At 69.7% G+C, this 23,834-nt stretch carries 24 protein-coding genes; 14 read left to right on the top strand and 10 right to left on the bottom strand.

The genetic code is table 11. The features are described 5' to 3' along the window. The first annotated feature begins 177 nt into the window (after positions 1-177). A complete protein-coding gene (locus J5V16_RS23920; RefSeq protein ID WP_208499877.1) occupies positions 178-1,716 on the top strand; it encodes a cellulase family glycosylhydrolase in 1,539 nt (512 codons plus the stop codon). A gap of 64 nt (positions 1,717-1,780) precedes the next feature. Here J5V16_RS23920 and J5V16_RS23915 read toward each other — a convergent pair whose 3' ends face one another. The 3 genes from J5V16_RS23915 to J5V16_RS23905 all read right to left on the bottom strand — a co-directional run bounded on the left by J5V16_RS23915 (position 1,781) and on the right by J5V16_RS23905 (position 5,296). Further along, the gene (locus J5V16_RS23915) at positions 1,781-4,285 is read right to left on the bottom strand and encodes a S8 family serine peptidase (protein WP_208499875.1); all 2,505 of its coding nucleotides are present in this window, start codon (positions 4,283-4,285) and stop codon (positions 1,781-1,783) included. A 172-nt stretch (positions 4,286-4,457) separates the two neighbouring features. Then, positions 4,458-4,820: a fluoride efflux transporter CrcB gene (gene crcB / locus J5V16_RS23910; protein ID WP_208499874.1), complete on the bottom strand. Its 363-nt coding sequence runs from the start codon at positions 4,818-4,820 to the stop codon at positions 4,458-4,460. After that, the gene (locus tag J5V16_RS23905; protein ID WP_208499872.1) at positions 4,817-5,296 is read right to left on the bottom strand and encodes a FluC/FEX family fluoride channel; all 480 of its coding nucleotides are present in this window, start codon (positions 5,294-5,296) and stop codon (positions 4,817-4,819) included. Before J5V16_RS23905 ends, crcB begins: the two co-directional genes overlap by 4 nt. Positions 5,297-5,488: 192 nt before the next feature. Between J5V16_RS23905 and J5V16_RS25875 the strand changes: the two genes are divergently transcribed. Together J5V16_RS25875 and J5V16_RS23900 are read left to right on the top strand one after the other, a co-directional pair. After that, positions 5,489-5,572, top strand: coding sequence for a putative leader peptide (locus J5V16_RS25875; protein WP_408612520.1), 84 nt, complete (start codon positions 5,489-5,491; stop codon positions 5,570-5,572). A gap of 132 nt (positions 5,573-5,704) precedes the next feature. Next, entirely contained in the window at positions 5,705-7,066 is a 1,362-nt protein-coding gene (locus J5V16_RS23900; RefSeq protein ID WP_208499871.1) for a dicarboxylate/amino acid:cation symporter, read from the top strand. A 59-nt stretch (positions 7,067-7,125) separates the two neighbouring features. Here the strand turns inward: J5V16_RS23900 and J5V16_RS23895 are convergent, their stop codons facing one another. After that, positions 7,126-7,815, bottom strand: a complete 690-nt coding sequence (locus J5V16_RS23895; protein WP_208499869.1) for a TetR/AcrR family transcriptional regulator — start codon at positions 7,813-7,815, stop codon at positions 7,126-7,128. A 142-nt stretch (positions 7,816-7,957) separates the two neighbouring features. Between J5V16_RS23895 and J5V16_RS23890 the strand changes: the two genes are divergently transcribed. Both J5V16_RS23890 and J5V16_RS23885 read left to right on the top strand, forming a co-directional pair. Continuing rightward, entirely contained in the window at positions 7,958-8,701 is a 744-nt protein-coding gene (locus J5V16_RS23890; protein ID WP_208499867.1) for a DUF2306 domain-containing protein, read from the top strand. 110 nt (positions 8,702-8,811) lie between these two features. Beyond that, a complete protein-coding gene (locus J5V16_RS23885) occupies positions 8,812-9,957 on the top strand; it encodes a DUF418 domain-containing protein (protein WP_208499865.1) in 1,146 nt (381 codons plus the stop codon). 60 nt (positions 9,958-10,017) lie between these two features. Here J5V16_RS23885 and J5V16_RS23880 read toward each other — a convergent pair whose 3' ends face one another. From J5V16_RS23880 to J5V16_RS23870, 3 genes are read right to left on the bottom strand one after another with little or no spacing between them, the layout of a single operon-like run. Beyond that, a complete protein-coding gene (locus J5V16_RS23880; protein WP_208499863.1) occupies positions 10,018-11,532 on the bottom strand; it encodes a tripartite tricarboxylate transporter permease in 1,515 nt (504 codons plus the stop codon). Positions 11,533-11,541: 9 nt separating this feature from the next. After that, positions 11,542-12,132, bottom strand: coding sequence for a tripartite tricarboxylate transporter TctB family protein (locus J5V16_RS23875; RefSeq protein WP_208499861.1), 591 nt, complete (start codon positions 12,130-12,132; stop codon positions 11,542-11,544). Then, positions 12,129-13,127 carry a Bug family tripartite tricarboxylate transporter substrate binding protein gene (locus J5V16_RS23870; protein ID WP_208499860.1) on the bottom strand — a complete coding sequence of 333 codons (999 nt, stop codon included), beginning with the start codon at positions 13,125-13,127 and terminating at the stop codon, positions 12,129-12,131. The genes J5V16_RS23875 and J5V16_RS23870 overlap by 4 nt, the downstream gene beginning before the upstream one ends. A gap of 97 nt (positions 13,128-13,224) precedes the next feature. Between J5V16_RS23870 and J5V16_RS23865 the strand changes: the two genes are divergently transcribed. Next, the gene (locus J5V16_RS23865; protein ID WP_408612519.1) at positions 13,225-14,904 is read left to right on the top strand and encodes a sensor histidine kinase; all 1,680 of its coding nucleotides are present in this window, start codon (positions 13,225-13,227) and stop codon (positions 14,902-14,904) included. Further along, complete coding sequence (locus J5V16_RS23860) at positions 14,901-15,590, top strand: response regulator (protein WP_208499856.1); 690 nt, start codon at positions 14,901-14,903, stop codon at positions 15,588-15,590. Before J5V16_RS23865 ends, J5V16_RS23860 begins: the two co-directional genes overlap by 4 nt. On the opposite strand, the gene J5V16_RS23855 is transcribed toward J5V16_RS23860, so the two are convergent. Further along, positions 15,587-16,123, bottom strand: coding sequence for a COG4315 family predicted lipoprotein (locus J5V16_RS23855; protein ID WP_208499854.1), 537 nt, complete (start codon positions 16,121-16,123; stop codon positions 15,587-15,589). The two genes, J5V16_RS23860 and J5V16_RS23855, sit on opposite strands and share 4 nt — an antisense overlap. A 119-nt stretch (positions 16,124-16,242) precedes the next feature. Here J5V16_RS23855 and J5V16_RS23850 point away from each other — a divergent pair, with 119 nt between their 5' ends. Next, positions 16,243-16,872: a ClpP family protease gene (locus J5V16_RS23850; RefSeq protein ID WP_208499852.1), complete on the top strand. Its 630-nt coding sequence runs from the start codon at positions 16,243-16,245 to the stop codon at positions 16,870-16,872. Beyond that, positions 16,869-17,456 (top strand): ClpP family protease, encoded by a 588-nt coding sequence (locus J5V16_RS23845; protein WP_208499850.1) that lies wholly within the window; start codon positions 16,869-16,871, stop codon positions 17,454-17,456. The genes J5V16_RS23850 and J5V16_RS23845 overlap by 4 nt, the downstream gene beginning before the upstream one ends. Here the strand turns inward: J5V16_RS23845 and J5V16_RS23840 are convergent. Continuing rightward, entirely contained in the window at positions 17,453-17,818 is a 366-nt protein-coding gene (locus tag J5V16_RS23840; protein ID WP_208499848.1) for a helix-turn-helix domain-containing protein, read from the bottom strand. The genes J5V16_RS23845 and J5V16_RS23840 overlap by 4 nt on opposite strands. Positions 17,819-17,928: 110 nt before the next feature. Between J5V16_RS23840 and J5V16_RS23835 the strand changes: the two genes are divergently transcribed. Further along, positions 17,929-18,258 (top strand): ArsR/SmtB family transcription factor, encoded by a 330-nt coding sequence (locus J5V16_RS23835; protein ID WP_208499846.1) that lies wholly within the window; start codon positions 17,929-17,931, stop codon positions 18,256-18,258. Then, the gene (locus tag J5V16_RS23830) at positions 18,255-18,740 is read left to right on the top strand and encodes an SRPBCC domain-containing protein (RefSeq protein WP_208499844.1); all 486 of its coding nucleotides are present in this window, start codon (positions 18,255-18,257) and stop codon (positions 18,738-18,740) included. Before J5V16_RS23835 ends, J5V16_RS23830 begins: the two co-directional genes overlap by 4 nt. 190 nt (positions 18,741-18,930) lie before the next feature. Here J5V16_RS23830 and J5V16_RS23825 read toward each other — a convergent pair whose 3' ends face one another. Continuing rightward, complete coding sequence (locus J5V16_RS23825) at positions 18,931-19,110, bottom strand: hypothetical protein (protein ID WP_208499840.1); 180 nt, start codon at positions 19,108-19,110, stop codon at positions 18,931-18,933. 504 nt (positions 19,111-19,614) lie between these two features. On the opposite strand from J5V16_RS23825, the gene J5V16_RS23820 reads away from it, so the two are divergent. The 3 genes from J5V16_RS23820 to J5V16_RS23810 all read left to right on the top strand — a co-directional run. Continuing rightward, positions 19,615-21,969: a WD40/YVTN/BNR-like repeat-containing protein gene (locus J5V16_RS23820; protein WP_208499838.1), complete on the top strand. Its 2,355-nt coding sequence runs from the start codon at positions 19,615-19,617 to the stop codon at positions 21,967-21,969. 153 nt (positions 21,970-22,122) lie between these two features. Further along, a complete protein-coding gene (locus J5V16_RS23815) occupies positions 22,123-23,229 on the top strand; it encodes a ricin-type beta-trefoil lectin domain protein (protein ID WP_208499836.1) in 1,107 nt (368 codons plus the stop codon). A 381-nt stretch (positions 23,230-23,610) separates the two neighbouring features. Continuing rightward, on the top strand, positions 23,611-23,834 hold a 224-nt coding region (locus J5V16_RS23810; protein ID WP_408612512.1), incomplete at its 3' end, for an RICIN domain-containing protein.

The following is a 23,834-nucleotide window of genomic DNA, read 5'->3' as shown; positions in this document are numbered from 1 at the left end:
GCCCCCACACCCCGTAGTCGGCGAGGATTCCGACGATTGTATTGACAATTCTCTATATGCTGATGGATAATTGTTTCACTAGCTGATCCAACAAACTTCTAGCCTGGGGGTCCATCGGTGCGGATGAGAACGAGAAGATTCAGGGCCGTGTTCGCGGCGGTCGCTATGGCGGTCGGTGTGTCCGTCACCGGCTTCGCGAGCCCGGCGCAGGCCGACACGATGACGCAGCGGAACGCCACGCAGATCATCGCCGACATGGGCGCGGGCTGGAACCTCGGGAACAGCCTGGAGGCCAACACCAACGGCGTCCCGAGCGAGACCGCCTGGAACAACCCGACGGTGACGCAGTCACTGATCGACAGCGTGCAGGCGGCGGGGTTCGACACGATCCGGATCCCGGTGTCCTATCTGAACCACATCGGGTCCGGGCCGAACTACACGATCAACGCGAACTGGCTCAACAGGATCCAGCAGGTCGTCGACTACGCCTACGACCGGGGCATGCACGTCATCATCAACATGCACGGCGACGGCTACAAGAGCGTCGGCGGCGCGTGGCTGATCTGCGACGCGGCCGACCAGACGACGATCAGGGCCAAGTACAAGAGCGCGTGGCAGCAGATCGCCACGAGGTTCCGCGACTACGACCAGCGCCTCATCCTCGAGTCGATGAACGAGAACTTCGACGGGCAGTACGGCGCGCCGACGCAGCCCTGCTACTCGAACATCAATGCCTACAACCAGATCTTCGTCGACACGGTGCGCCAGACCGGCGGGAACAACGGTTCGCGGTGGCTGCTCGTGCCCGGCTGGAACACGAACATCGACTACACCACGGGGAACTACGGCTTCGTCATTCCGACCGACAACTACCGGAGCTCGGTCGTCCCCAGCGGTGAGCGGCGGATCATGATCTCCGTCCACTACTACGCTCCGTGGGACTTCGCCGGTGAGGAGAACGGGAACATCACGCAGTGGGGGCCGAACGCCACCAACGCTTCCAAGACGTCCACCTGGGGCCAGGAGGACTATATGGACTCGCAGATGAAGCTGACCTACGACGCGTTCGTCTCCAAGGGGTATCCGGTCGTCGTCGGCGAGTACGGGGCGATCGACAAGTCCTCGTTCGACTCGGCGAACAACCGGTACCGCCAGGACTTCGCGCGCACGATGGTCGCCACGGCTAAGAAGTACGGGGCCGCGACGGTATACTGGGACAACGGATTCAACGGTCAGTACGGGTTCGGGCTGTTCAACCGGAGCACGAACCAGGTGACCCAGCAGGGCATCATCAACGCCATCATGACCGGGCTCGGCTCAGGCCAGCAGACCGGCTCGGTCGCGATCGTCGGCGCCGGGTCGAACCGCTGCGCGGACGTCCCGGGCAGCCCGGCGGCGAACGGGACCCAGGCCGTGCTGTGGGACTGCAACGGCGGCGTCAACCAGCAGTTCACCCGCACTTCGGCCGGTGAGCTGAAGGTGGGCGGGAAGTGCCTGGAAGCGTCAGGCTGGGGCACGTCCAACGGCACCACGGCCGCGGTCTGGGACTGCCACGGGGGCAACAACCAGAAGTGGAACGTGAACTCGAACGGCACCATCACCAATGTCCACAACGGACTCTGCTTGGACGCGACCGGCGGAGCGACCGCCAACGGCACCAAGCTGATCCTGTGGTCCTGCAGCGGCAGCGCGAACCAGCGCTGGACGCTCCGGTAGCCCGATAGCCACAACGAGAGAAGGGCGGCACCGCGATGCGGTGCCGCCCTTGTTCGTGTCAGCGCTACTCGGTGAGGGTGAACGCCGGGGACTGCCAGTGCTCCCAATGGGCCGGGTTCGACTCGTCGCCCAGGGCCTTCAAGACCTTGACGTGGAGGGTCCAGTCCCCCGGTTCGAGGGCGCCGGGGCGGGCGGCGATGAGGTCGGCGAGGTGGATGCCCATGGCGTCGTCAGGACCGGGGGAGCGCTGGAGGTACTGCTGGCGCTCCCAGGTGACGGTTTCGGCGGTGTCGGCGTTCTCGGCGCTGACCTCCAGGGCCGAGACCTGGTGGCCCAGGTAGACGAGGGCCGCGAGGGCCGGGTCTTCGAGGCTGAAGGTCTCGCTCTCTTCGAGGTCGCGGTAGTCGTACTGGTGGGTCTCCGGGTCCTGGCCGACGATGGCGGCGAGGCGCGGGAACTCCGGGTGTTCGAGGACCGGGATCGCCAGGTAGTCGCCCTGGTATCCGGAGTAGACGGCGGTCAGGGACTCGCCGGCGTCCGGGCGGGCGGTGATGCGGCCGCCGTAGACGCTGCCGAGGGGCAGGTCGGCGCTGGGTTCGACCGTGACCTCGATCGTGGCGGTCTGGCCCGGGTGGAGGTCGAGGGTCTTCGGCTCGAAGGTCACCTTCGGTTCGGCCGCATGGAAACCCGGGTCGCGTTCGTCGCCGGTGGTGGCGATGGTGGATTTGTGGGTGAGTTCGTAGGTGCGGACGGCGGTGTCGCGGGACGTGAGCTGGAGTTCGAAGGCGCGCGGCGCGCTGCCGTCGCCGGTGTTGACGCCGGTCGGGTAGAGGCAGGCCTTCGCGTCGAGGGCGTCGATCACGTCGATGACGCCGGTGCCTTGGCGGTGGGCCGCTTCGAGTTCGCCCAGGTCGGGATTGTCGCCCCACAGGACGGGTTTGGCGGAGTTGGCCAGGCGGGTACGGATGTCGCGAGGTTGCAGCATCGGGTCGTCTTCGATGAGGAGGGCTGCCGCGCCTGCTACGTGCGGGCTCGACATTGACGTGCCCGACAGGGATTCGTACGAGCCGTCGGCGACCGGGACCGTCGACCAGATGCCGCCGCCGGGCGCGGTCAGGTCGGGTTTGAGGGCCAGGTCGGGCGAGGGGCCGTAAGCGGTGAACGAGGACGCGAAGCCGCCGCGCGGCATGTCGACCAGGACCGTCTCGCCGCTGAACTCCAGGACAGGGGCTTTGCCGATGGAGGCCAGGTCGCGCAGGTCTTCGCCGTCGGTGTCGGTGAGCGCTATGGCAGGGACGGTGCCGTCCTCGATACCGCCGCCGCCGAAGGGGCCGGAGCGGTCGTTGAAGATCACGACGCTGGTGGCGTCTTCGGCGATGGCCCGCGCGTACTTCTCCTTGAAGGTGCAGGAGCCGCGGATGATGAGCGCGGCCTTCCCGGCGACGTCGCCTTCCGAGGCGTCGTCGGCGCAGGCGCGGCCGAACCAGACGAGCGGGTCGGTCACGGCCGAGGGCTCGGGAGTGTCTGAAATGGAGCGGTAGCCGATGCTGCGGTCGAGGGCCGGGACGAACGCGGCGTCCATGCGCTGCTGCGGGTTGTCCGTGGAGGCCACGCCGATCACCTCGGAGCCGACGCCCGGCGCCGAGCCGGAGAAGACCCCGGCCTCGCCGTCGTTGCCCATCGAGGCGACGACCGTGACGCCTTCTTCGACGAGCGTGTCCGCCGCCTGCGCGGTCGGGTACCCCGGCCACTGGAACGACTGGCCGAGCGAGAGGTTGACGACGTCCATGCCGTCCTCGAGGGCCGCTTCGAGGGCCTGCATGATGACCTCGGAGCTGGTGGAGCCGTTGCAGCCGAACACCTTGTAGGCGCCGAACTCGACATCGGGCGCGACGCCGGTGACCTTGCCGTCCGCGCCCACGATGCCCGCCACATGCGTGCCGTGGCCGCCGCAGTCGGCCGGGTCCGCGTCGGGGACAGGTTCGTCGTGCTCGGGGTCGTCGGAGTCGAAGTCGTCGCCGACGAAGTCGGTGCCGTAGGCGACCCGGCAGCCGGAGCCGAAGCAGCCGCCCAGGTCGGGGTGGGTGTAGTCGATGCCGGTGTCGATGACGCCGACCTTGACGCCCTCGCCGGTGATGCCGCGGGCGTGCGCGTCCGCCGCGCGCGTGGTCTGGATCGCTTGCGCGAGTTCGGGTTGCGGATCGGATGATTCGCTGACGCGGGCCGGACCCATCACGAACCGGTCGGACCACACCTCTTCGACGAGTTCGAGGCGTTCGAGGCGGCGGGCCGTCGCCGGGTCGGCCTCGACCGAGACGCCGTTCCACACGCGCGAGAAGTCGTGTCGGACCGTGTAGTCGAGCCCGAGCGACGTGGCTTCGAGGGCGGCGGCGTTCGCGCCGGGTGCGAGTTCGACGAGCCAGACCTGGGCCGGGTCGGCGTCCGCGCCCGAGACCGGCGCCGAGCCGACCAGCAGGGGCAGGGCGATCGCGGCGGCGATGATCGGCCGTGTGCCGCGGTGGAGGCGGCGTTCGGTTCGCGGGCGCGGGTGTGCGCTGAAGCCCGGCATCAGGGGTCCCTTTCGAGTCGTGCCGGCCGGGACGCCGCGGAACAGCCCGGGCGGCCCGGCCGACAGCTATGGCAGGACCTCGATCGTGGGGCATGGGAACGGTCGAACCGGGGATTTGCGGCGGGCCGCGTGTCGGAGGAGCGCTCGCCGGGGCGGCACGCTCCGAGAGGGCTCAGCCGGTGATCAGGTGCGCGAGGCCGAAACCGAGGAGGCCCGCGCCGAGCCCGCCCGCGAGGTTCGCGGCCATGTTCCACACCGCGTGCTGCCACCGCCCCTCCTCGACCAGCCGCAGTGTCTCGTACGCGAGCGTCGAGTACGTGGTGAGCGCCCCGCAGAAACCGGTGACGAGCAGCGCGGACCAGCTCGGGTCGGCGACGGCCACCACGAGGAACACGGCGAGGCCGGAGCCGAAGACGTTGACCGCCAAGGTGCCCCAGGGCAGGTGGCGGCCCGCGTAATGCGCCACGACGAGGTCGGTGAGGAACCGCGCGGGCGCGCCCACGGCCGCGCCGAGCGCGATGAGCAGGAGCGTCATGTCCGGCTCCGTGCCAGGAGGCGGCGGGTGGCGTACATGCCGGTCGCGGCGGCGAGGAGTGCGGCGGCCATCGTCGCGAACGCGTAGACGACCGCGAGCGCGATGGCTCCGGCGTTCGCGGCTTGCCCGATGTCGACGATGTAGGTGGAGAAGGTGGTGAAGCCGCCGAGGATGCCGACGCCGACGAACGGGCGGAGCATGGTCAGGCCGGGCGCGACCTCGGTCACGATGATCATGAGGATGCCGATGAGGAGTCCGCCGGTCGTGTTGGCGATGAAGGTGGCGAGGTCGAACGAGCCCGGTTCGGCGGGGAAGGCCAAGGTGAGCCCGTACCGGCCGAGCGCCCCGATCGCACCGCCGACGGCGACCGCGGCGAGCGCGGGCTTCGAGGCGGACCGGAGTAGGCGGCGCAGGGGCGGCCGCGCGGCGGGCGCATGATCGGCCGCGGGCGTGGAATCGGGTGCCGGGTCAGGCATCGGACCGGGCTCGGGCGCGGGCATCGGACCGGACCCCGGCTCGGGCGCGGGCAACGGATCGGGCACGGAATCGGGCACCCCGTGAATCTAGCGTGACCTGCGGAGCCGCCGTTATTCCCTCGGTGCGTGCCGTATGCGATCACTCACTGACCCTTGCGCCCGATATGCGAGGACCGCTAACGTAGTCAGGCGATGAGCTTTACGACCACGGTTCAGGATCTGACGCGCAGACTTCACATCGATCTCTGCCGCGTCTCCACCGTGCTCTGTCGATAGCCCGAACCGCTTCACCGGCGGGCTCGCCGATGTCTCCTCCTTCTTCTCGCTGGCCTTGAGCCCACCCCAGCATTCCCGAAAGACGCAGCAGGGCGCCCCCTTGCTGTACGCCCAGAATCCAAGGGGTTCACCATGTCCGCAACCGCGGAAGCAAACGACACCAAGCAGCGCAAGCGGTTCAAGATCCCGTTCGCGTGGCAGCTCCTGATCGGCCTCGCCCTCGGCCTCGTCCTGGGTTTCGCGGCCCGCGAATGGTCCGTGGCCTGGCTCGGCACCACCCTCGAGACGATCGGCACGCTGTTCGTGCAGCTGCTGTTCCTCATCGTCCCGTTCCTGGTCTTCACCGCGATCGTCGCGTCGATCGCCAACCTGCGCAACCTCGCGAACGCGGGCCGCCTGGTCGCCAAGACCCTCGGCTGGTTCGCGCTCACCTCGGCCATCGCGGTCGGCATCGGCCTCGCGATCGGCCTCACCACCAACCCCGGCGAGGGCGTGACCCTCACGAGCCCGGCCGCCGCCCCGGAGACGACCGGGTCGTGGACGGACTTCCTGACCGGGATCATCCCCACGAACGTGGTCGACGCGTTCGTGAACGTCAACGTGCTGCAGATCGTGTTCGTCGCGATCGTCGTCGGCGCGGCCGCCGCGAAGCTCGGCCCCAAGGCCGAGCCGTTCCTGAAGTTCAACGAGTCGGCGCTGGCGCTGATCCAGAAGGCCCTGTGGTGGGTGATCCGCTTGGCGCCCATCGGCACCGCGGCGCTCATCGGCAACGCCGTGTTCGCGTACGGCTGGGACCTCCTGGAACCGCTCGCGGTGTTCAGCATCGACATCTACGTGGGCGCGCTCATCGTGATGCTCGTGGTCTACCCGGTGCTGCTGCGCCTGGTCGCGAAGGTCTCGCCGGTGCAGTTCTTCCGCAAGGCGTGGCCGGCGATCCAGTTCGCGTTCGTGTCGCGCTCGTCGGTGGGCACGCTGCCGCTGGCGCAGCGGATCGTCACCGACCGCCTCGGGGTGGACCGGAACTACGCGTCGTTCGCGTCGCCGTTCGGGGCGACGACGAAGATGGACGGCTGCGCCGCGATCTACCCGGCGATCGCCGCGATCTTCGTGGCGCAGGTGTACAACGTGCCGCTGGGCGTGCAGGACTACCTGCTCATCGCGTTCGTGTCGGTGATCGGCTCGGCCGCCACGGCGGGCCTGACCGGCGCGACCGTGATGCTGACGCTGACCCTGTCGACGCTGGGCCTGCCGCTCGAGGGCGTGGGCCTGCTGCTGGCGATCGACCCGATCATGGACATGATCCGCACGGCCACGAACGTGACCGGGCAGATGGTGGTGCCGGTGATCGTGGCGAAGTCGGAGAAGCTCCTCGACCGCGAGGTATACGACGCCAAGCCGGTCCCGCTCGACGCCGAGTCGGCGTTCGGCGGCACTGGTTCCGAGGGCTCGGAGGAGCCGCCGCGCAAGGGCGAGCCCGCGCTGCAGCCCGCCTAAGGCTTTACTCACTCTCCTGAAAGATCGGGGGCCGGTCCGCACAAGGGCCGGCCCCCGTTTCACTGCCGGGATTCGATGTAGTGCTCGAGGCCGTCGAGGACGCGTTCGAGGCCGAAGTCGAAGTAGTCCTCCATCGAGCCCTCGGCGGCGGTGCCGGGTTCGGCGAGGGGGGCGAGGTTCGGGTAGCGGGCGCGGATGGCCGGGTCGGTGAGGAACTGGAAGTACTCGGTCTCGCTCCCGGCCCCGCCGATCTCGGGGCGGACGGCGCCGAGCGCGAAGCAGTCGACGGTGAGCACGGCGATGAGCCCGAGCTCGGCGGGCATGCCGACGGCGGTGAGGCGGCCGATGACGGCGTCGACCCAGCCGGCCTCGCCCGGCCCCATGACCCGCTCGCCGGTGGCGACGCCGAGCGCCCACGGGTGGGCGGTGAAGAGGTCGCGCACGCCGAGTCCCCAGTGGCGCAGGACGTCCCGCCAGTTGTCGGCTTCGGCGAGGGGGAGCGGGCCGGCCATGAGGGAGTCGTACATGAGGACGACGAGCTCGTCCTTGCCGGGCACATGGCGGTAGAGGGACATGACGCCGCTGCCGAGCCGTTCGGCCAGGTGCTTCATCGAGACCTTCTGCAGGCCTTCGGCGTCGGCGATGGCGACGGCTTCGGCGACGATGCGCTCGCGGCTGAGGGCGGCCGGGCGGCCGCGGCCGTTGCGGTGGGGTTCGCCCCAGAGCAGGTCGTACTCCGCTTGTCCCACTGGTGCTTCCCCTCCGCTCGCGTCCCGTGCACCGCAGCCTACGTCGCGGCCGGACCGGATGACACGCCTCAGTCGTGCGTATGATGTACGCTAATTAGCGTATCGCATACGCATCATTCGGATCCCCGTGATCGGAGACCCCATGGCCGAGTCCACCCTCCTCGCCCCGAACCCCGAGACGCCGCCCGCGCAGGCGAAACCGAAGTGGTACCGCCGCCCTTGGATCGTCCCGCTCTTCGTCATCGTCGGCCTCTTCGTCGCCGCCCGCCTGCCCGCCTACCTCACCTTCGACACCGGCGACTCGCTCGTCCAACTCCAGGACGCCTTCCCCGAGACGCACTACCTGATGCTCTCCGGGCACATCCTGTTCGGCTCGATCGCGATCATCACCTGCTCCATGCAGGTCTGGCCCTGGCTGCGCCAGCACCACCCGAAGGTCCACCGCATCTCCGGCCGCGTCTACGTCTTCGCGGGCGTCCTGCCCTCCGGCCTGTTCGCCCTGGTAGTGAGCATCGTGTCGGTGATCGGCCCGGACGGCAAGATCGGGAACGTGCTCCTCACGCTCCTCTGGTTCGGGACCACCGCCGCGGGCGTCGTCGCGGCCCGGCGCCGCCGCTTCCAAGAACACCGGCGCTGGATGATCCGCAGCTTCGCCCTCTGCACCTCCATTGTGGTCAACCGGGTGTGGTTCGCCATCATCATGGTGGTGCTCCTGCCGTTCCAGGACTCCTACTACGGCGGCGACATGGACCAGCTCATCGACGACTCGGCCGTCGCCTCCATCTGGATGAGCTGGATCGTGAACCTCATGATCGCCCAGTGGTGGCTCGACCGGAAGCCGCGGCGGGCGAAGCGGCCTGCCACCAAAGTCGCAGTCGGCGCGTGATCATCCGACTTTCGGGGCGGCCGGACCTGCACCTCCGGTCGCCCCGTCCAGGCCGAAAGTCCATGCCGCGGAAGGATTCCTTCGCCGCCCCGGCGCGCGAACCTGAGTACATGCAGACCTCTACCGCGGCGGCACCGGTCGCCGGACAAGCACCCGCGTCGAAGCGCCAGCCGCTCCTCGACGTCCTGCGCGGCGTCGCGATCCTCGGCACGCTCGGCACCAACGTGTGGCTCTTCGCCGGCGCCCACGGCGAGGCCGGCCCCCTGCTCGGCTTCGCCATCGCCGGGGACAGCGCCTTCGGCGCCGTCTTCCAGCTGCTCGCCAACGGCAAGTTCCTGTCGATGCTCACCGTCCTCTTCGGGGTGGGCCTCGCCATCCAGTACCGGTCCGCGGAGAAACGCGGACGGCGCTGGCCCGGCCGCTACCACTGGCGGGCGCTGTTCCTCTTCGCCGAAGGCACGATCCACTTCGTGCTGCTGTTCGCGTGGGACGTGCTCATGGGGTACGCCGTCACCGCGATCACCGTCGCCTGGCTCCTCAAGCGCTCCGAGCGGGCGCAGAAGGCCGCCATGTGGACCGCCGCCAGCCTGCACCTCGCGGTCGTCGGGCTCGTCACCGCCGCCACCACCGTCGGCGGCCTCGACCCGGAGCCGGACCCGGAGGTCCAGGCGATCTACGCGTCCGGCACCTGGTGGGAGCAGGTGCAGTTCCGCCTCGACAACGCCCTCGCGTTCCGCATCGAGCCGATCATCACCTTCCCCCTCCTGGTCTTCCTGTTCCTCCTGGGCGTCAAGCTGTTCCGCTCCGGCGCGTTCAAGACGGACGACCGCGGGCGGCGCATCCGGGCCCGGCTCATGGGCTGGGGCCTGGGGCTCGGCCTGCCGCTCAACACCGCCGCGCTGTTCTTCCCCGAGGCGTTCTACCTGGAGCGGTACGTCATCGCGCCGGTGGTCATGCTCGGCTACATCGGCCTGGTCGGGTTCCTCGTCGAACGCGTCCGCCGCGGCCCGGTCATGGCCTCCCTGGAGTCCTTGGGCCGCACCGCCTTGAGCGGCTACATCCTGCAGAACCTGCTCGCGTCCATCGCCTGCTACGGCTGGGGCCTGGGCCTCGCCGCGAAGTTCGGCGGCGACGCCTGGTTCGTCCCGGTCCTGTGGCTCGCGATCAGCGCGGTCCTGCTCGTCGGCGCGAACCTCTGGCTGCGGCGCTTCTCGACCGGCCCGGCCGAGATGCTCCAGAAGACCATCCTCAAATAGGGAACCCGAAAAAGGCGCGGGTCCGGTGTGCACCGGACCCGCGCCTCCCCCTCTTACTGGTCAAGCCGCAACCAGTTCACGGTCCTTCGCGGCGCGGCTGCGGCGACGCAGCCACGACACCAAGGGCCACAGGGCGATCACGGCGATGACTCCGTAGATCACCCACGACACGGGCCCGCCGATGAGGCCGGACAGGTCGCCGCCGGAGAGCTGCAGCGACATGCGCGCCTGCCGCTCGGCCATCGGGCCGAGGATGACGCCCACGATCATCGGCAGCATCGGAATCCCGAAGCGCCGCATGCCGAGCCCGACCAGGCCGAGCGCGAGCAGGATGTACAGCTCGAACGCCTGCCCGCTCGTCGCGTACGCGCCCATCGACGCGAAGAACAGGATGCCCGCGAACAGGTACGGCTTGGGGATGCGCAGCAGCTTCACCCACATCGGGATGAGCGGCATGTTGAGCACCAGCAGCATCGCGTTGCCCACGAAGAGCCCTGCGATGAGCGTCCACACCAGCGCCGACTGCTCCTCGAACAGGAGCGGGCCCGGCTGGATGCCGTACGTCTGGAACGCGGCCAGCATGACCGCCGCCGTCGCATTGCACGGCAGGCCGAGCGCCAGCATCGGCACCAGCGTGCCCGCCGCGGAGGCGTTGTTCGCCGCCTCCGGGCCCGCCACGCCTTCGATGGCGCCCTTGCCGAACTCGTCCTTGTGCTTCGAGAGTCGCCGTTCGGTCACATAGGACAGGAACGTCGGCACCTCCGCGCCGCCCGCAGGGACCGCCCCGAACGGGAAGCCGAGCGCCGAGCCGCGCAGCCACGGCCCCCACGAGCGGCGCCAGTCGCTCTTGCCCATCCACACCCGGCCGACCGGGATGATCTCGTCAGTGCCGTTGCGGCGGCGCGCGGCCAGCCACAGCGCCTCGCCGACCGCGAAGGCGCCCACGGCGACCGTCACGATCTCGATGCCGTTCGCGAGTTCGGGGACGCCGTACGTGAGGCGCTGCTGGCCCGTCACCGCGTCGATGCCGATCGTGCCGACCACGAGGCCGAACAGGAGCGACGCGAACCCGCGGATGCGCGAGGAGCCGAGCACCGAGGCCGTGGCGACCAGCGCCATCACCATGATCGCGAAGTAGTCGGGCGCGCCCAGGCCGATCGCGAACTCGACGGTGATCGGGGTGACGAACACGAGCGCGATCGTCGCGATCGTCCCGGCCACGAACGAGCCGATGGCGGCCGTCGCGAGCGCCTGCCCGCCGCGCCCGGCCCGGGCCATCTTGAACCCTTCGAGGACCGTGACCACCGAGGACGACTGCCCCGGCGTGTTCAGCAGGATCGCGGTCGTGGACCCGCCGTACATGCCGCCGTAGAAGATCCCGCCGAACATGATGAACGCCTGGGTCGGCTCCATGCCGTACGTGATCGGCAGCAGCAGCGCGATCGCCATCGCCGTGCCGAGGCCCGGCAGCATGCCGACCGCGGTGCCGATGGTGACGCCGAGGAGCGCGATGAGGAGGTTCCCGGGAGTGAGGATCGCCGAGAAGCCGTCGAGGAGCGCGTTGAGGTTCTCCATGGCCGGCCCCTACAGGATTCCCTGGAGCACGCCCGCGGGCAGGCCGAGGCCCAGCCCGATGGCGAATCCGTAGAACGTGCCCAGCGCGAGGACGACCGCGATCGCGAGCGCCAGCACGTACTTGCGCGAACCGAGCACGATCGCGCTGCCCCAGAACAGGATCGAGCCGGAGATGACCCAGCCGAGCCAGTCGATGAGGAGCGCGTTCGCGATGAACACGCCGCACAGGGCCGCGATGGTCTTCCAGTCGAAGTGCTGCCCGGCGTTAGCGCCCTCGTCCTCGCCGTGGCCGCCGCGCACGACGTCGAGCGCGTAGAAGGCGGCGACGACGAACAGCAGGATCCCGAGGATGATCGGGACCGGCTTGGGGCCGATCGGGTCGTTGGAAGCGGCGAAGCCGCCGAGGCGGGCGGCGTCGACGATCACGAGGGCGCCGAGCAGGCCGAGGAACCCGCACACCCAGAGCTGGGCGAAGTCGGGCTGCTTGGGGTGCTCGGCGACGACCGCCTCGTCGGTGGTGTCGGTGTCAGGGGCGCGCCCCGCCTCCTCGGCGGGGCGCTCCTGCGCGGCCTGCTCGACCGCGTCGCTGCCGGTCGTCATGCCAGGCCCAGCTCTTGCAGCGTGGCGGCGACGGTCTGGTCCTGCTCGGTGAGGAACGCCGAGAAGTCGTCGCCGGTGACGAACGCGTCGGTCCAGCCCTGCTTCGCGAGCTCGTCCTTCCACGCCTGCGAATCGTGCATCGCGGTGAGCGCGTCGAGCCACTTGCTCCGGGCGGCGTCGTCGATCTCCGGGGGCGCGACCCAGCCGCGCCAGTTCGTGAACTCCAGGTCGATGCCGGACTCGCCGAAGGTGGGGGCGTCGGGCACGACGTCGACGCGCTCGGCGCCCGAGACGGCGAGGACCCGCAGCTGCCCGGCGTCGATCTGGTCGATGAACTCGCCCACGCCGCTCGCGCCGAACGCGATCTTCTCGCCCAGCAGCGCGGGCAGAAGCTCGCCGCCGCCGTCGTAGGAGACGTAGTTGACCTGGGTCGGGTCGATGCCCACAGCCATCGCCAGCTGCATCGGCAGCAGGTGATCGGGGCCGCCGGGGGAGGAGCCGCCGCCGACGGTGACGTTCTTGAGGTCACCCGACCAGGCCGCGACCAGGTCGTCCATGGTCTGGAACGGCGAGGCGGCGGGCACCACGATGGCGCCGGACTCCTCGACGAGCTTCGCGAGCGGCGTGGTGCCGGTCAGCTTGGCCTCGGAGTTCTGGGTGTAGGAGGCGCCGACGACGCCCAGTCCCATCTGCATGGCGAGGTCGCCGTTGCCCGATTCGCTCACGGTGCGCTGGAGGCCCACGGTGCCGCCGGCACCTTCGAGGTTGAACACCTCGATGGCCTTGGCGATGCTCTCGTCCTCCATGATGCGGGCGATCGAGCGGGCGGTGGTGTCGTAGCCGCCGCCGGGGCTGTTGGGGACCATGATGCGCAGGCCGGTGAGGGGACCGCCGTCGCTGCCGCCTTCTTCGGCGGTGAGGCCGCAGGCCGAGGCCGCCGCCGCGACGGGGACGGCCGCCGCAGCGCTGAGGAAGGCCCTCCGGTGAAATTTCATCGTCGTTGCTCTTTCATTTCGAGGGATACGTGAGAGACGATGGTCACCCTGACGCGGCCCCGGCGTCAGCCTTGTGTCAGTAACGATCATTGAGTTCATTGTGTTCAGGTCCCGAATCCGCCTCGCCCGCCGCCCGACCCTCGCCGGTCAGCTCCTCGTCTTCCAGCTGACGGTGGTCCTCGTCGTGCTCGCCGCCGTCGCCGGCGTCTCGCTCGCGCAGTCGCAGGCGGTGTTCAGCGCCGAGCAGGGCCGCCGGGTCACACAGCTCGCCGAGAGCCTCGCCTCCTCCGACCTGGTGCGGGAGCAGCTGCCCAAGCCGGCGCCGTCGCAGACGCTCGCGCCCGAGATCCAGTCGAGCCTCGAGCGGTGGCAGGTGTCGTCGGTGACGATCGCGGACGCCGAGGGCGAAGTCGTGGCGTCTACGAACCCGCTGCTCATCGGCTCGGTGCTGCCGCTCGCGCCGGGCGTGCTGGACGGGCGGGGCTGGAGGGGCGAGATCGAGCTGGGCGGGCGCACTGAGCTGGTCGGGCAGGCGCCGGTGCTCGGCCGGGTCGACAGCGACGACGAGGACGCCCCGATCGTGCAGCTCGGTGTGGCCGTCGTCGGCCAGGAGGTGCCCTCTCCGGCCGCGATGCTCGCCGGGGACAGCCCCGACCTGCTGCTGTACCTCGGGATCGCGTCGGCGCTCGGCGTCGCCGGGTCGGTGCTGCTGGCGCGGCGCATCAAACGGCAGACGTTCGGGATGGAGCCGCGCGAGATCGCCGGGCTCGCCGAGCACCGCGAGGCGATGCTCTACGGAATCGCCGAAGGCGTGGTCGCCCTCGACGAACAGCATCGTGTGACGCTCGTGAACGACGTGGCCCGCCGCCTGCTCGACCTCCCCGACGAGGCCGTGGGGCGCACCGTGGCCGAACTCGACCTCTCGGCCCGCCTGCACGACGTCCTCACCGGCGCGGTCGAGGGCGCCGACCAGGTCGTCCTCCAAGGCAACCGGGTCCTCGTCGTCAACCGCATGCCCGTCGCGAAGGACGGCCGCCCGCTCGGCTCGGTCGCCACGCTGCGCGACCGCACCGAGCTCGCCCAGCTCGAACGCGACCTCGGGTCGTTCCGGTCCACCGCCGAGGCCCTGCGCGCCCAGGCGCACGAGTTCGACAACAAGCTCCACACCATCTCCGGGCTCATCCAGATCGGCGAGCAGGACGAGGTCGTGCGGTACATCGACGCGCTCAACCGGCACCGGCAGTCCCTCGACCTGCATATTGCCGAGCCGATCCGCGACAAGGCCATCGCCGCACTGCTCATGGCCAAGTCCGCGCAGGCCTCCGAGCGGCGGGTACGGCTCGACATGGTCGCCGAGAGCGCCCTCTCGCCGCTCGCCGCCGAGGACTCCGCCGACGTCGGCACCGTCCTCGGCAACCTCGTCGACAACGCCGTCGAAGCCGCCGCCGGGGCCGTCCGCGACGCGCCCCTCCCGCGCCGCTCCGACACCGACGCGTGGGTGGCCGTCCTCATCCGCGAAGAGGCAGGGGCCGTTCGGATCACGGTCCACGATTCGGGCCCCGGCGTCCCGCCCGAGACCGCCAGCGAGGTCTTCGAGCACGGCTACACGACCAAAGCCGCAGCTGGCGAGCGCGGCATCGGACTTGCGCTGACCAGGCTCGTGTGCGAGCATCACGGCGGCTCGGTGGCCCTCGAGCACACCGAGCGCGGCGCCCGCTTCACCGCGGTCCTGCCGCTCCTCCATGAGCACTCTCGTCCGGTGAAGGAACCGACATGATCGATGTGCTGGTCGTCGACGACGACTTCCGGCTGGTCAACATCCACCGCGGCTTCGTCGAACGCACTCCCGGCTTCCGCGCCGTCGCCTCTGCCCGCAGCGGCGAGGAGACCCTGGCCGCGCTCGCCGAGTTCAAGCCCGACCTGGTGCTCCTCGACCTGTACCTGCCGGACGTGTTCGGGCTCGACCTCCTGCCGCGCATGCGCGCCGAAGGCCACGAATGCGATGTCATGGTGATCTCGGCGGCCCGCGAGGCCGAGGCGGTGCGCGCCGCCGTGCGGCTCGGCGTCGTCTCCTACCTGCTCAAGCCCTTCAGCTTCGACGACTTCACCGAGCGCCTCGAGCAGTACGCGAACCGCCGGGCCGGCCTCGCCGCCGCCGCGGTGCGCGACCAGGCGGACGTGGACCGCGCCTTCGACCGGCCGACGACCGGACCGATCGCCTTGATGCCCAAGGGGTTCAGCTCCGAGACCGCGAAGCTCGTGGAGGCCGCCCTGCGCGAGGCCGAAAGCTCGCTCTCAGCGGCCGAATGCGCCGAGCGGATCGGCGTCTCGCGGGTGAGCGCCCGCCGCTACCTCGAGCAGCTCGCCGAGACCGGCCGCGCCGAAGTCGCCCTGAAGTACGCGGGCCGGGGCCGCCCGGAGCGCCGCTACCGCTGGCGCCGACCGGACGGCCCGCAGCACTAGCCGTCCTGCTTGTTGGCGTCCCCGCCGGGCGCCACCAGGTACCAGACGCTCTGCAGCCCTTGGCCGTCCGTCTCGCCGGGCGAGTCGTCGTCGGCGTAGTAGTAGAGCGGCCAGCCGTTGTACGTCACCTGCGTGGTGCCGTCCGTGCGCTCTACGGTGCCGATGAGCGAGGTGTCGACCGCGCCCGCCGAGCCCACGTCGGCCGAGTCGGTGAGCAGGGGCGGCCACGCGGTGGCGCACGCGTCGTAGCAGGTCGATTCGCCCTCGGTGTCAGGCGTGAACAGGTACAGCGTGAAGCCGTCGTTGTCGACCAGGAACTCGCCGTGGTCGTCGTCCGTGGCCGTCGCAAGCGCGGCCGTGTCGGCGGCGGGAGTTTCCGAAGGAGACTCGGACGCCGACTCCGAGGTGGGGTCGGTCCCGTAGGGGCCGCCGTCCGAACCGCCGTCGTCGTCGCCGCACGCGGCGGTCCCGAGAAGGGCGAACGCGGCCGCCGCGGCGGCGCACGCGCGCTGTTGTGGTTTCCATCTGGTCATGCGTGGAGCCTAGGCAGCCGGCCGGCCCGGCGAGGGGATTTCCGCCGCGCTGCTCTGAGCGGATCCGCTCCCGGCTGAACCGCTTGCCGCGCCGGTCCGCCCGGCCGCATCGTGGAGTCATGAGTGAAAACGGGAAGCCGCCGCTGTTCGACGACCGGGCCAGGCGCGAGCTGTTCCAGCAGCGCGTGCTCGTCCTCGACGGCCCGCTGGACGACGACAACGGGACTCTGCTCGCCACGCAGATGCTCTCCCTCGCAGGCGAGAGCGACAGCGCCGACATCGCATTGTGGATCCACTCCCCGGGCGGCTCGGTGCCCTCGATGCTCGCGATCCGCGACATCATGCGCCTCGTCCCCTGCGACGTGTCCACACTGGCCCTCGGGCTGGCGTGCAGCGCGGGCCAGTTCCTGCTCTCCGCCGGCACCAAGGGCAAGCGCCGCGCCCTGCCGCACGCCCGCGTCCTGATGCACCAGGGCTCGGCCGGGATCGCCGGCGCCGCCGTCGACATCGAATTGCAGGCCAACGACCTGCGCCACACCCGCGACACCGTGCTCGGCCTCATCGCCGAGGACACCGGCCAGCCGCTCGAGCGGGTCTTCGAGGACTCCCTCCACGACCGCTGGTACACCGCCGCCGAAGCGCTCGACTACGGGTTCATCGACGGCGTCGTCACCGCGTTCGACGAGATCGCCCCGCAGGCGCGCCGCAGCATCGGCCTCGCCCTCACCCGCGAAGGAGCCTCCGCATGAGCACCTACTCGATCCCCAACGTCATCACCAAGAACGAGCGCGGCGAGCGGATCATGGACGTCTACTCGTACCTGCTCTCCGAACGGATCATCTACCTGGGCACCGGCATCGACGCCGGGGTCGCCAACGCGCTCGTCGCCCAGCTGCTGCACCTCGACGCGGAGAACTCCGAACGCACCATCAACCTCTTCATCAACTGCGAGGGCGGCGACCCGAGCGCGATGCTCGGCGTCTACGACACCATGCGGTACATCAAGGCGAAGGTCGCGACCACCTGCGTCGGCCAGGCCGTGGCCGTGGGCGCGGTCCTGCTCGCGGCCGGCGAGAAGGGCATGCGGGCCGCGCTGCCGCACGCCCGCGTCGTGCTCCACCAGCCCGCCGCGCAGGGGCGCGGGACGATCCCGGACCTCATCCTCGCGGCCGACGAGATCGTGCGCGTGCGCGCCGACATCGAGTCGATCCTCTCGCGCCACACCGGCCAGACCGTCGAGGCGCTGCGCGCCGACACCGACCGGGACCGGGTCTTCACCGCCGAGGCGGCGAAGGACTACGGCCTCATCGACCACGTGATGGTGGAGCGCTAGGCGGCGAGCGCGTACGCCGAGCGGTGCACGTAGGCGGCCACGGACGCCGTGAACTGGACCGACCGCAGCCGCTCGGCGACCGCCACCGTCAGGTCCGTGAGCGTGAGTTCGAGCGCGCCCGCGACGGCGGCGATCATCTCGCTCGACGGGTCCTTCATGCCGCGCTCGATCTCGGAGAGGTACTGCGGGGAGATCCCGGCCCGCCCGGCGGTGTCCGTGAGCTTCTCGCCGCGGTCGTGGCGCAGGTCCCGCAGGCATTCGCCGAGGGCGTCGCGCCACAGCGGTTCGCCGTCCTGGGGCGCTTCGGGGCGCTTCGGGTCGGTCTCGTCCGGCGCCTGGTCAGGTGCTGCAGTCTCGGCCATGCCCCATCGTAAGTCCGGGGGCGGCCCCTGGAACAGGACGTTTCGCCCTGAGCAGAACGGGAGACACTGAGCCCTTGCGCTAACTGTTCCATCGAGCAATACTTAGCCTTATGGCACAGTATTCGGAGGAGCTGGACGGACTCTTCGTCGCCCTCGCCGACCCCACCCGCCGCGAGGTCGTGCGCCGCCTCGGCCGCGGCCCCCAGAGCGTCGGCGACCTCGCCCGCGCGTTCCCGATCACCCTGCCCTCGTTCATGAAGCACGTGCGGACCCTTGAGGCGAACGGCCTCATCCGCACCACCAAGTCCGGCCGGGTGCGCACCTGCGCACTCCGGCGCGAGCGCCTGGCGCTCGTCGACGGCTGGCTTGCCGAGCAGCGCCGGATCTGGGAGGACCGCACCGACCGGCTCGAACGCCTGGTCACCGAGGAGGAGCAATGAACCCGAATCTCGACCCGCGCCTGGACCTGGGCCTGGAGCGCGTCATCCGCGCCCCGCGCGACCTCGTCTGGCGCGCCTGGACCGACCCCGACCGCTTCGCGCGGTGGTGGATCCCGGCCCCGCTCGCCTGCCGCGTCGACCGTCTCGAGGCCCGCCCCGGAGGCGCGCTCGTCACCCGCATGAGCGAGGACGGCGCCGAGTTCGTGCCGCACCTCGACGGCTGCTTCCTCGTGGTCGAGGACCGGGTGCGGATCGTCTTCACCAACGGGCTCGACAGCGACTGGCGGCCGGCGCGACCCGAGCCGGTCGCGATGACCGCCGAGATCATGCTGGCCGACCACCCGGACGGCACGGACTACCGCGTCCGCGTCCGCCACGGCGACCCCGAGACCCGCGACCTGCACGAGAAGCTCGGCTTCGCCGAAGGCTGGAGCACCGTCACCGCGCAGCTCGCCGCGCTTACCGAAGCGGAGGCCCACTGACAACGGGCACTCGGTTCGCGCTCATCGCCGCCGGGCCGCGGCGCGGAACGCGATCGGCGTCGGCCCCGTCCGCTGGTGGACGTCGTCCCGGAGATCCCCGCCGAACTCCCGCACGGCAACGGCCTCTTCTAGAAGACCGGCACTCGTATGCGAAGGCCTGGAGGCGGGTTCGCCTCCAGGCCTTCCACATTCAAGCAGCGAGCGCGAATCTGAGTCGCTGATCGCCCGACCGAGGGCTCATGCAGTCGCCCGTTCGGCCCTCCGGCGGGTTCCTGAAGTCCTCGACCACGACGACGATCACCGCGACCACCGCCAACACGACCACGGCAGCCACGACGACCGCTGCGCCTATCAAGCTCTTGTGCGTCATCGTGCCTCCTTCCAAAGGGGGACTTCCTTTCTACCAACTCCCCAACGGGACCGGTCCCGATTTTTCCCTGCCCCGCATCGGGCCAGAGGTTCGAACACCGGTCGGAGCGGAATCGGCCGCGTTCGCTGAGCATCTGCCCGAAGACGTCCCCGCCGACCACTTCGCCTCCGAGGATGCCAACGAGGTCGCCGACGCCGAGCCGGTGCGCGGCAGCTCTGACCCCGCCGCATTTACTTTGTCAATTAAAGAAACTAACCTCGGTGCGCATCGAATCGAGCCGACCTCACCGACCGCATGCACGATCGCAGTCGGCGTTCACCTCCACTGTCCTGGCCTCCGACTGCCATGAAAGGCCACCTACTTAGTTTCCCTAATTGACAAAGTCGGCTGCGGGCCGTACCGTACTCCGCAGGTTAGAAATCTACATACCTCAATGCCTATCCCCATCAGACCTACGCCGCTTCGCGACCCCACATCCCATATACCCATCCATAGGAGAACAACGTGCAACGACGCACCTTCACCGCCCTCGGCGCAGCCGCCGTCGTGGCCGGCGCTCTGCCCGCCCCGGCCTTCGCCCAACAGCAGGCCGCCGAGACCTATACCTGGAAGAACGCCGTGGTCAACGGCGGCGGCTTCGTGCCCGGCATCGTATTCAACGAGACTGAGCCGAACCTGATCTACGCGCGCACCGACATCGGCGGCTGCTACCGCTGGCAGGAGGCGACGCGGACCTGGAAGCCGCTCCTGGACTGGGTCGGCCGCGACAAGTGGGGCTGGTCCGGTGTCGTCTCGATGGCCACCGACCCTGTCGACCCGAACCGCGTCTACGCCGCCGTCGGCACCTACACCACCGACTGGGACCCCGGCAACGGCGCGATCCTTTACTCCGACGACCGCGGCGAGACCTGGGGCGCCGCCGAGCTGCCGTTCAAGCAGGGCGGCAACATGCCCGGCCGCGGCATGGGCGAACGCCTCGCCGTCCACCCCGGCAAGAACTACGAGCTGTACCTGGGCACCCCCTCGGGGAACGGACTGTGGCGCTCGCACAACTTCGGCCGCTCCTGGGCCAAGGTCGGGAACTTCCCCAACCCGGGCAACTTCGTCGTCGACCCGAACAACCCCTACTCCGCCGACAACCAGGGCGTGCTCTGGATCGAGTTCGACCAGATCGGCGGGAACATCTATGTGGGCGTCGCGGACCCCGACGACCCGCTCTACGTCTCGAGGGACGGCGGCGCGACCTGGCAGCCCGTCCAGGGAGCCGCCGCGGCGCTCGGCCGTGCGGACGGGAACCGCACCATCCCCAAGCAGGCCGCAGTCGACAACACGAACGGCCACCTCTACATCATCACCAGCTACGATCCCGGCCCCTACAACGGCGGCCCGGCCTCGGGCCGAGGCGGCAGGCTCCAGCGGCTCGCGACGCAGACCGGTGTATGGACCGACGTCACCCCGCCCTACAACCCCAGTCGGGCCATCCCCGGCTTCGGCGGCATCACCGTCGACCGCCAGAACCCCGGCACCCTCATGGCGTCCACGTGCAACAACTGGGGCCCCGACGAGATCCTGTTCCGCTCCACCGACTCCGGGGCCACGTGGCAGACCAGTTGGGACTACTCGGACGACGCCGGGCGGGTCGACCGGTTCACCATGGACAACAGCGGCTCCCCGTGGCTGTCCTGGAACGGCCAGAACGAGGGGGACACGTACGCGGTCAAGCACGGCTGGATGATCGAGGCGCTCGCGATCGACCCGCACGACTCTGACCGGATCATGTGGGGCACCGGCGCCACCATCTGGGGCACCGACAACCTGACCCAATGGGACAGCCAGGGCGAACTGGTGAGCCGGGACGCGTCCGGTCGGCGGTTGGCCCGGTCGATCCAGAAGTTCACCGTCGGCGTCCGCGCCGAAGGCGTGGAGGAGACCGCGGTCCTGGACATCGCGGCGCTCGGCGGGACGCTCGTCTCCGCGTTCGGCGACATCGGCGGGTTCGTCCACACCGACCTCGGCCGGGCCGAGCCGATGATCCGCTCCGACTGGTCCACCGGCACCAGCGTCGACTTCGCCCATTGGAACCCGAACGTCATCGTCGGCACGGGCAACCCCCACGACAACGGGGTCGGTCACGTCGGCGTCTCGACCGACCGCGGCCGGACCTGGCGGGCCGCCTCGCCGCTCGCGGGCGTGCCGGGGGGCGGCCACGCCGGCGTCGTCGCGATCGCCGCCAACGCGTCCGTGATCCTCTGGTCGCCGAGCGACACCAGCGTCACGCCCGTCCGAAGCACCGACCTGGGCGCGACTTGGAGCCCCGTCCAAGGGCTCCCGGCGGGCGCGAAGATCCGCGGCGACCGGGTCGACTCGCCGATCTGGTACGCCTTCTCCGGCGGCAGGTTCTACCGCAGCACCAACGGGGGCGCGACGTTCACCGACACCGGAGCCTCCGGCCTGCCGACCGCGGGAGTCGACGACTTCCGGGTCGTCCCGGGCCACTGGGGCCACATCTGGCTCGCCGGACGCGGCGACGAGAAGCTGGGCATCGGCGGAGGCATGTGGCGCTCCCAGAACGGCGGCGTGACGTGGACCCGCATCAGCGCGATCGAGACGGCGCTGTCGGTCGGTTTCGGTAAGGCCGCCGCCGGATCCAACTATCCGGCGCTCTACACCTCGGCGGAGATCGCCGGCAAGGCCGCCATCTACCGCTCGACCGATGCCGGCGGCAGCTGGCAGCGCGTCAACGACGACGCCCACCAGTGGGCCTTCGCGGGCTCCGCCATCACCGGCGACCCGCTCATCTACGGCCGGGTCTACCTCACCACGAACGGCCGCGGACTCATCTACGGCGACATCGCCTGAATCCGGCCCGGAGGCGCCCTGCGAGATCCGGGCGCCTCCGGCCGCAACAGTGGCTCGGGTGTTTCCTGAGGGAGCGGGCTCGGTGCGAGACCGGGCCCGGCTTCCTAGGGCCACCTGAAACGAAAATGATCATACGAATGTAAGGAACAAGAGATGCGAACAAGAGCAAGGTGGCTCGGACGAATCGTGGCGCTCGGCCTCATGGTGGGCTTGGCGGTGGCGACGCCGATCGGTGCCGCCAACGCGGAGTCGAACGGCGGGGTCCGGGTCATGCCGCTGGGTGACTCCATCACCGAAGGCACGGCCACGCCGGGCGGATACCGGATCGGCCTGTGGCAGCACCTCGCCAACGGCGGGTACACCGCGGACTTCGTCGGGTCGCAGTTCAACGGGCCGGGAAGTCTCGGCGACCACGATCACGAAGGCCACCCCGGCTGGCGTATCGACCAGATCGACGCGAACATCGTCAGCTGGTTGAACACGTACCAGCCGCAGACCGTGCTGCTGCACATCGGCACCAACGACATCCTGCAGAACCACGACGTCGCCGGCGCCCCGAACCGGCTGTCCGCACTGATCGACCGCATCACCGCGACGGCGCCGAACGCCAAGGTGTTCGTCGCGCAGATCACTCCGCTCGGCTGGCCCGAGGGCGACGCGGCGGTGAACACCTACAACGCTGCGATCCCCGGCATCGTGCAGAGCAAGGTGAACGCCGGCAAGAGCGTGCACATGGTCGACATGCACAGCGCCCTGACCGCCGCCGACCTGGACGACGGCGTCCACCCGACCGCCGCCGGATACGACAAGATGGCCGCGGTCTGGTACGCCGCTTTGCAATCGGTCCCCGGCAGCATCGGCACGCCGGCGAACAGCACCGAAATCGTGGGCACCCAGTCCGGCCGCTGCCTCGAGGTCACCGGGCTCGGCACCGCCAACGGTACCGACGTGCAGTTGTGGGATTGCTGGGGCGGCTCCAACCAGAAGTGGACCTACACCCCCGCCAAGCAGCTCATGGTGTACGGCAACAAGTGCCTGGACGCCCAAGGCCAGGGCACCAGCAACGGCACCGCGGTGGTGATCTGGGACTGCAACGGACAACCCAATCAGCAGTGGAACGTCAACGCCAACGGCACCATCACCGGGGTGCAGTCGGGCCTGTGCCTGGACGCCTCGGGCTGGGGCACCAGCAACGGCACGAAGGTCAAGCTCTGGACCTGCGGCGCCGGACAGGCCAACCAGCAATGGACCCGACGGTAACCACGGCGTGCTCGACGCGACCGTTTGACACCAGGAGTATCAACAAACCTCAGTAGAACCATTGACTGCACATCGATATCTCTCTATAGTTCGAATCGCCGGAAAATCATCAGATGTTTCGGAGCCAGGCTCGCTATGTGAGCGATAACAGTCACTCGTCCGTACCCGCGTCCGCTAGGGCGCACCCGATTGGTCGATCCCGTCCCGTTGGACCGAGGCATGGCCGCGCTCGCGGCGGCCTCCGCTGACTGACTGATCCGGGACCGGACCGCGGTGGCGCACCCGCCAGTCCGCGACCGCCCGGTCCGGTCCCACCCGTAGCAATGATCCCGCATCTCCATGACCCGACGAACCTCAGCTAAGGAGGCCATCATGGCCTGGATGGAAACCCCTAAGAGCCGCAGGCGGATGCTCATCGGCGGAGCCGGCGTGCTCGCCGGGGCCGCCGCCGCGACCGTACTCAACCCGTTCACCAACGCTGCTGCGGCCGCCACGGTCGACACGTCCGCCTGGTATGTGCTGGTGAACCGCACCAGTGGCAAGGCCCTGGACGTCAGCGGTGCCTCCACCGCCGACGGGGCCCTGCTGCAACAGTGGACCCGCAC

Source organism: Glycomyces niveus, from assembly GCF_017592475.1.
Taxonomy (GTDB): Bacteria; Actinomycetota; Actinomycetes; order Mycobacteriales; family Micromonosporaceae; genus Glycomyces; species Glycomyces niveus.
This window is presented reverse-complemented; position numbering and strand designations above follow the sequence as displayed.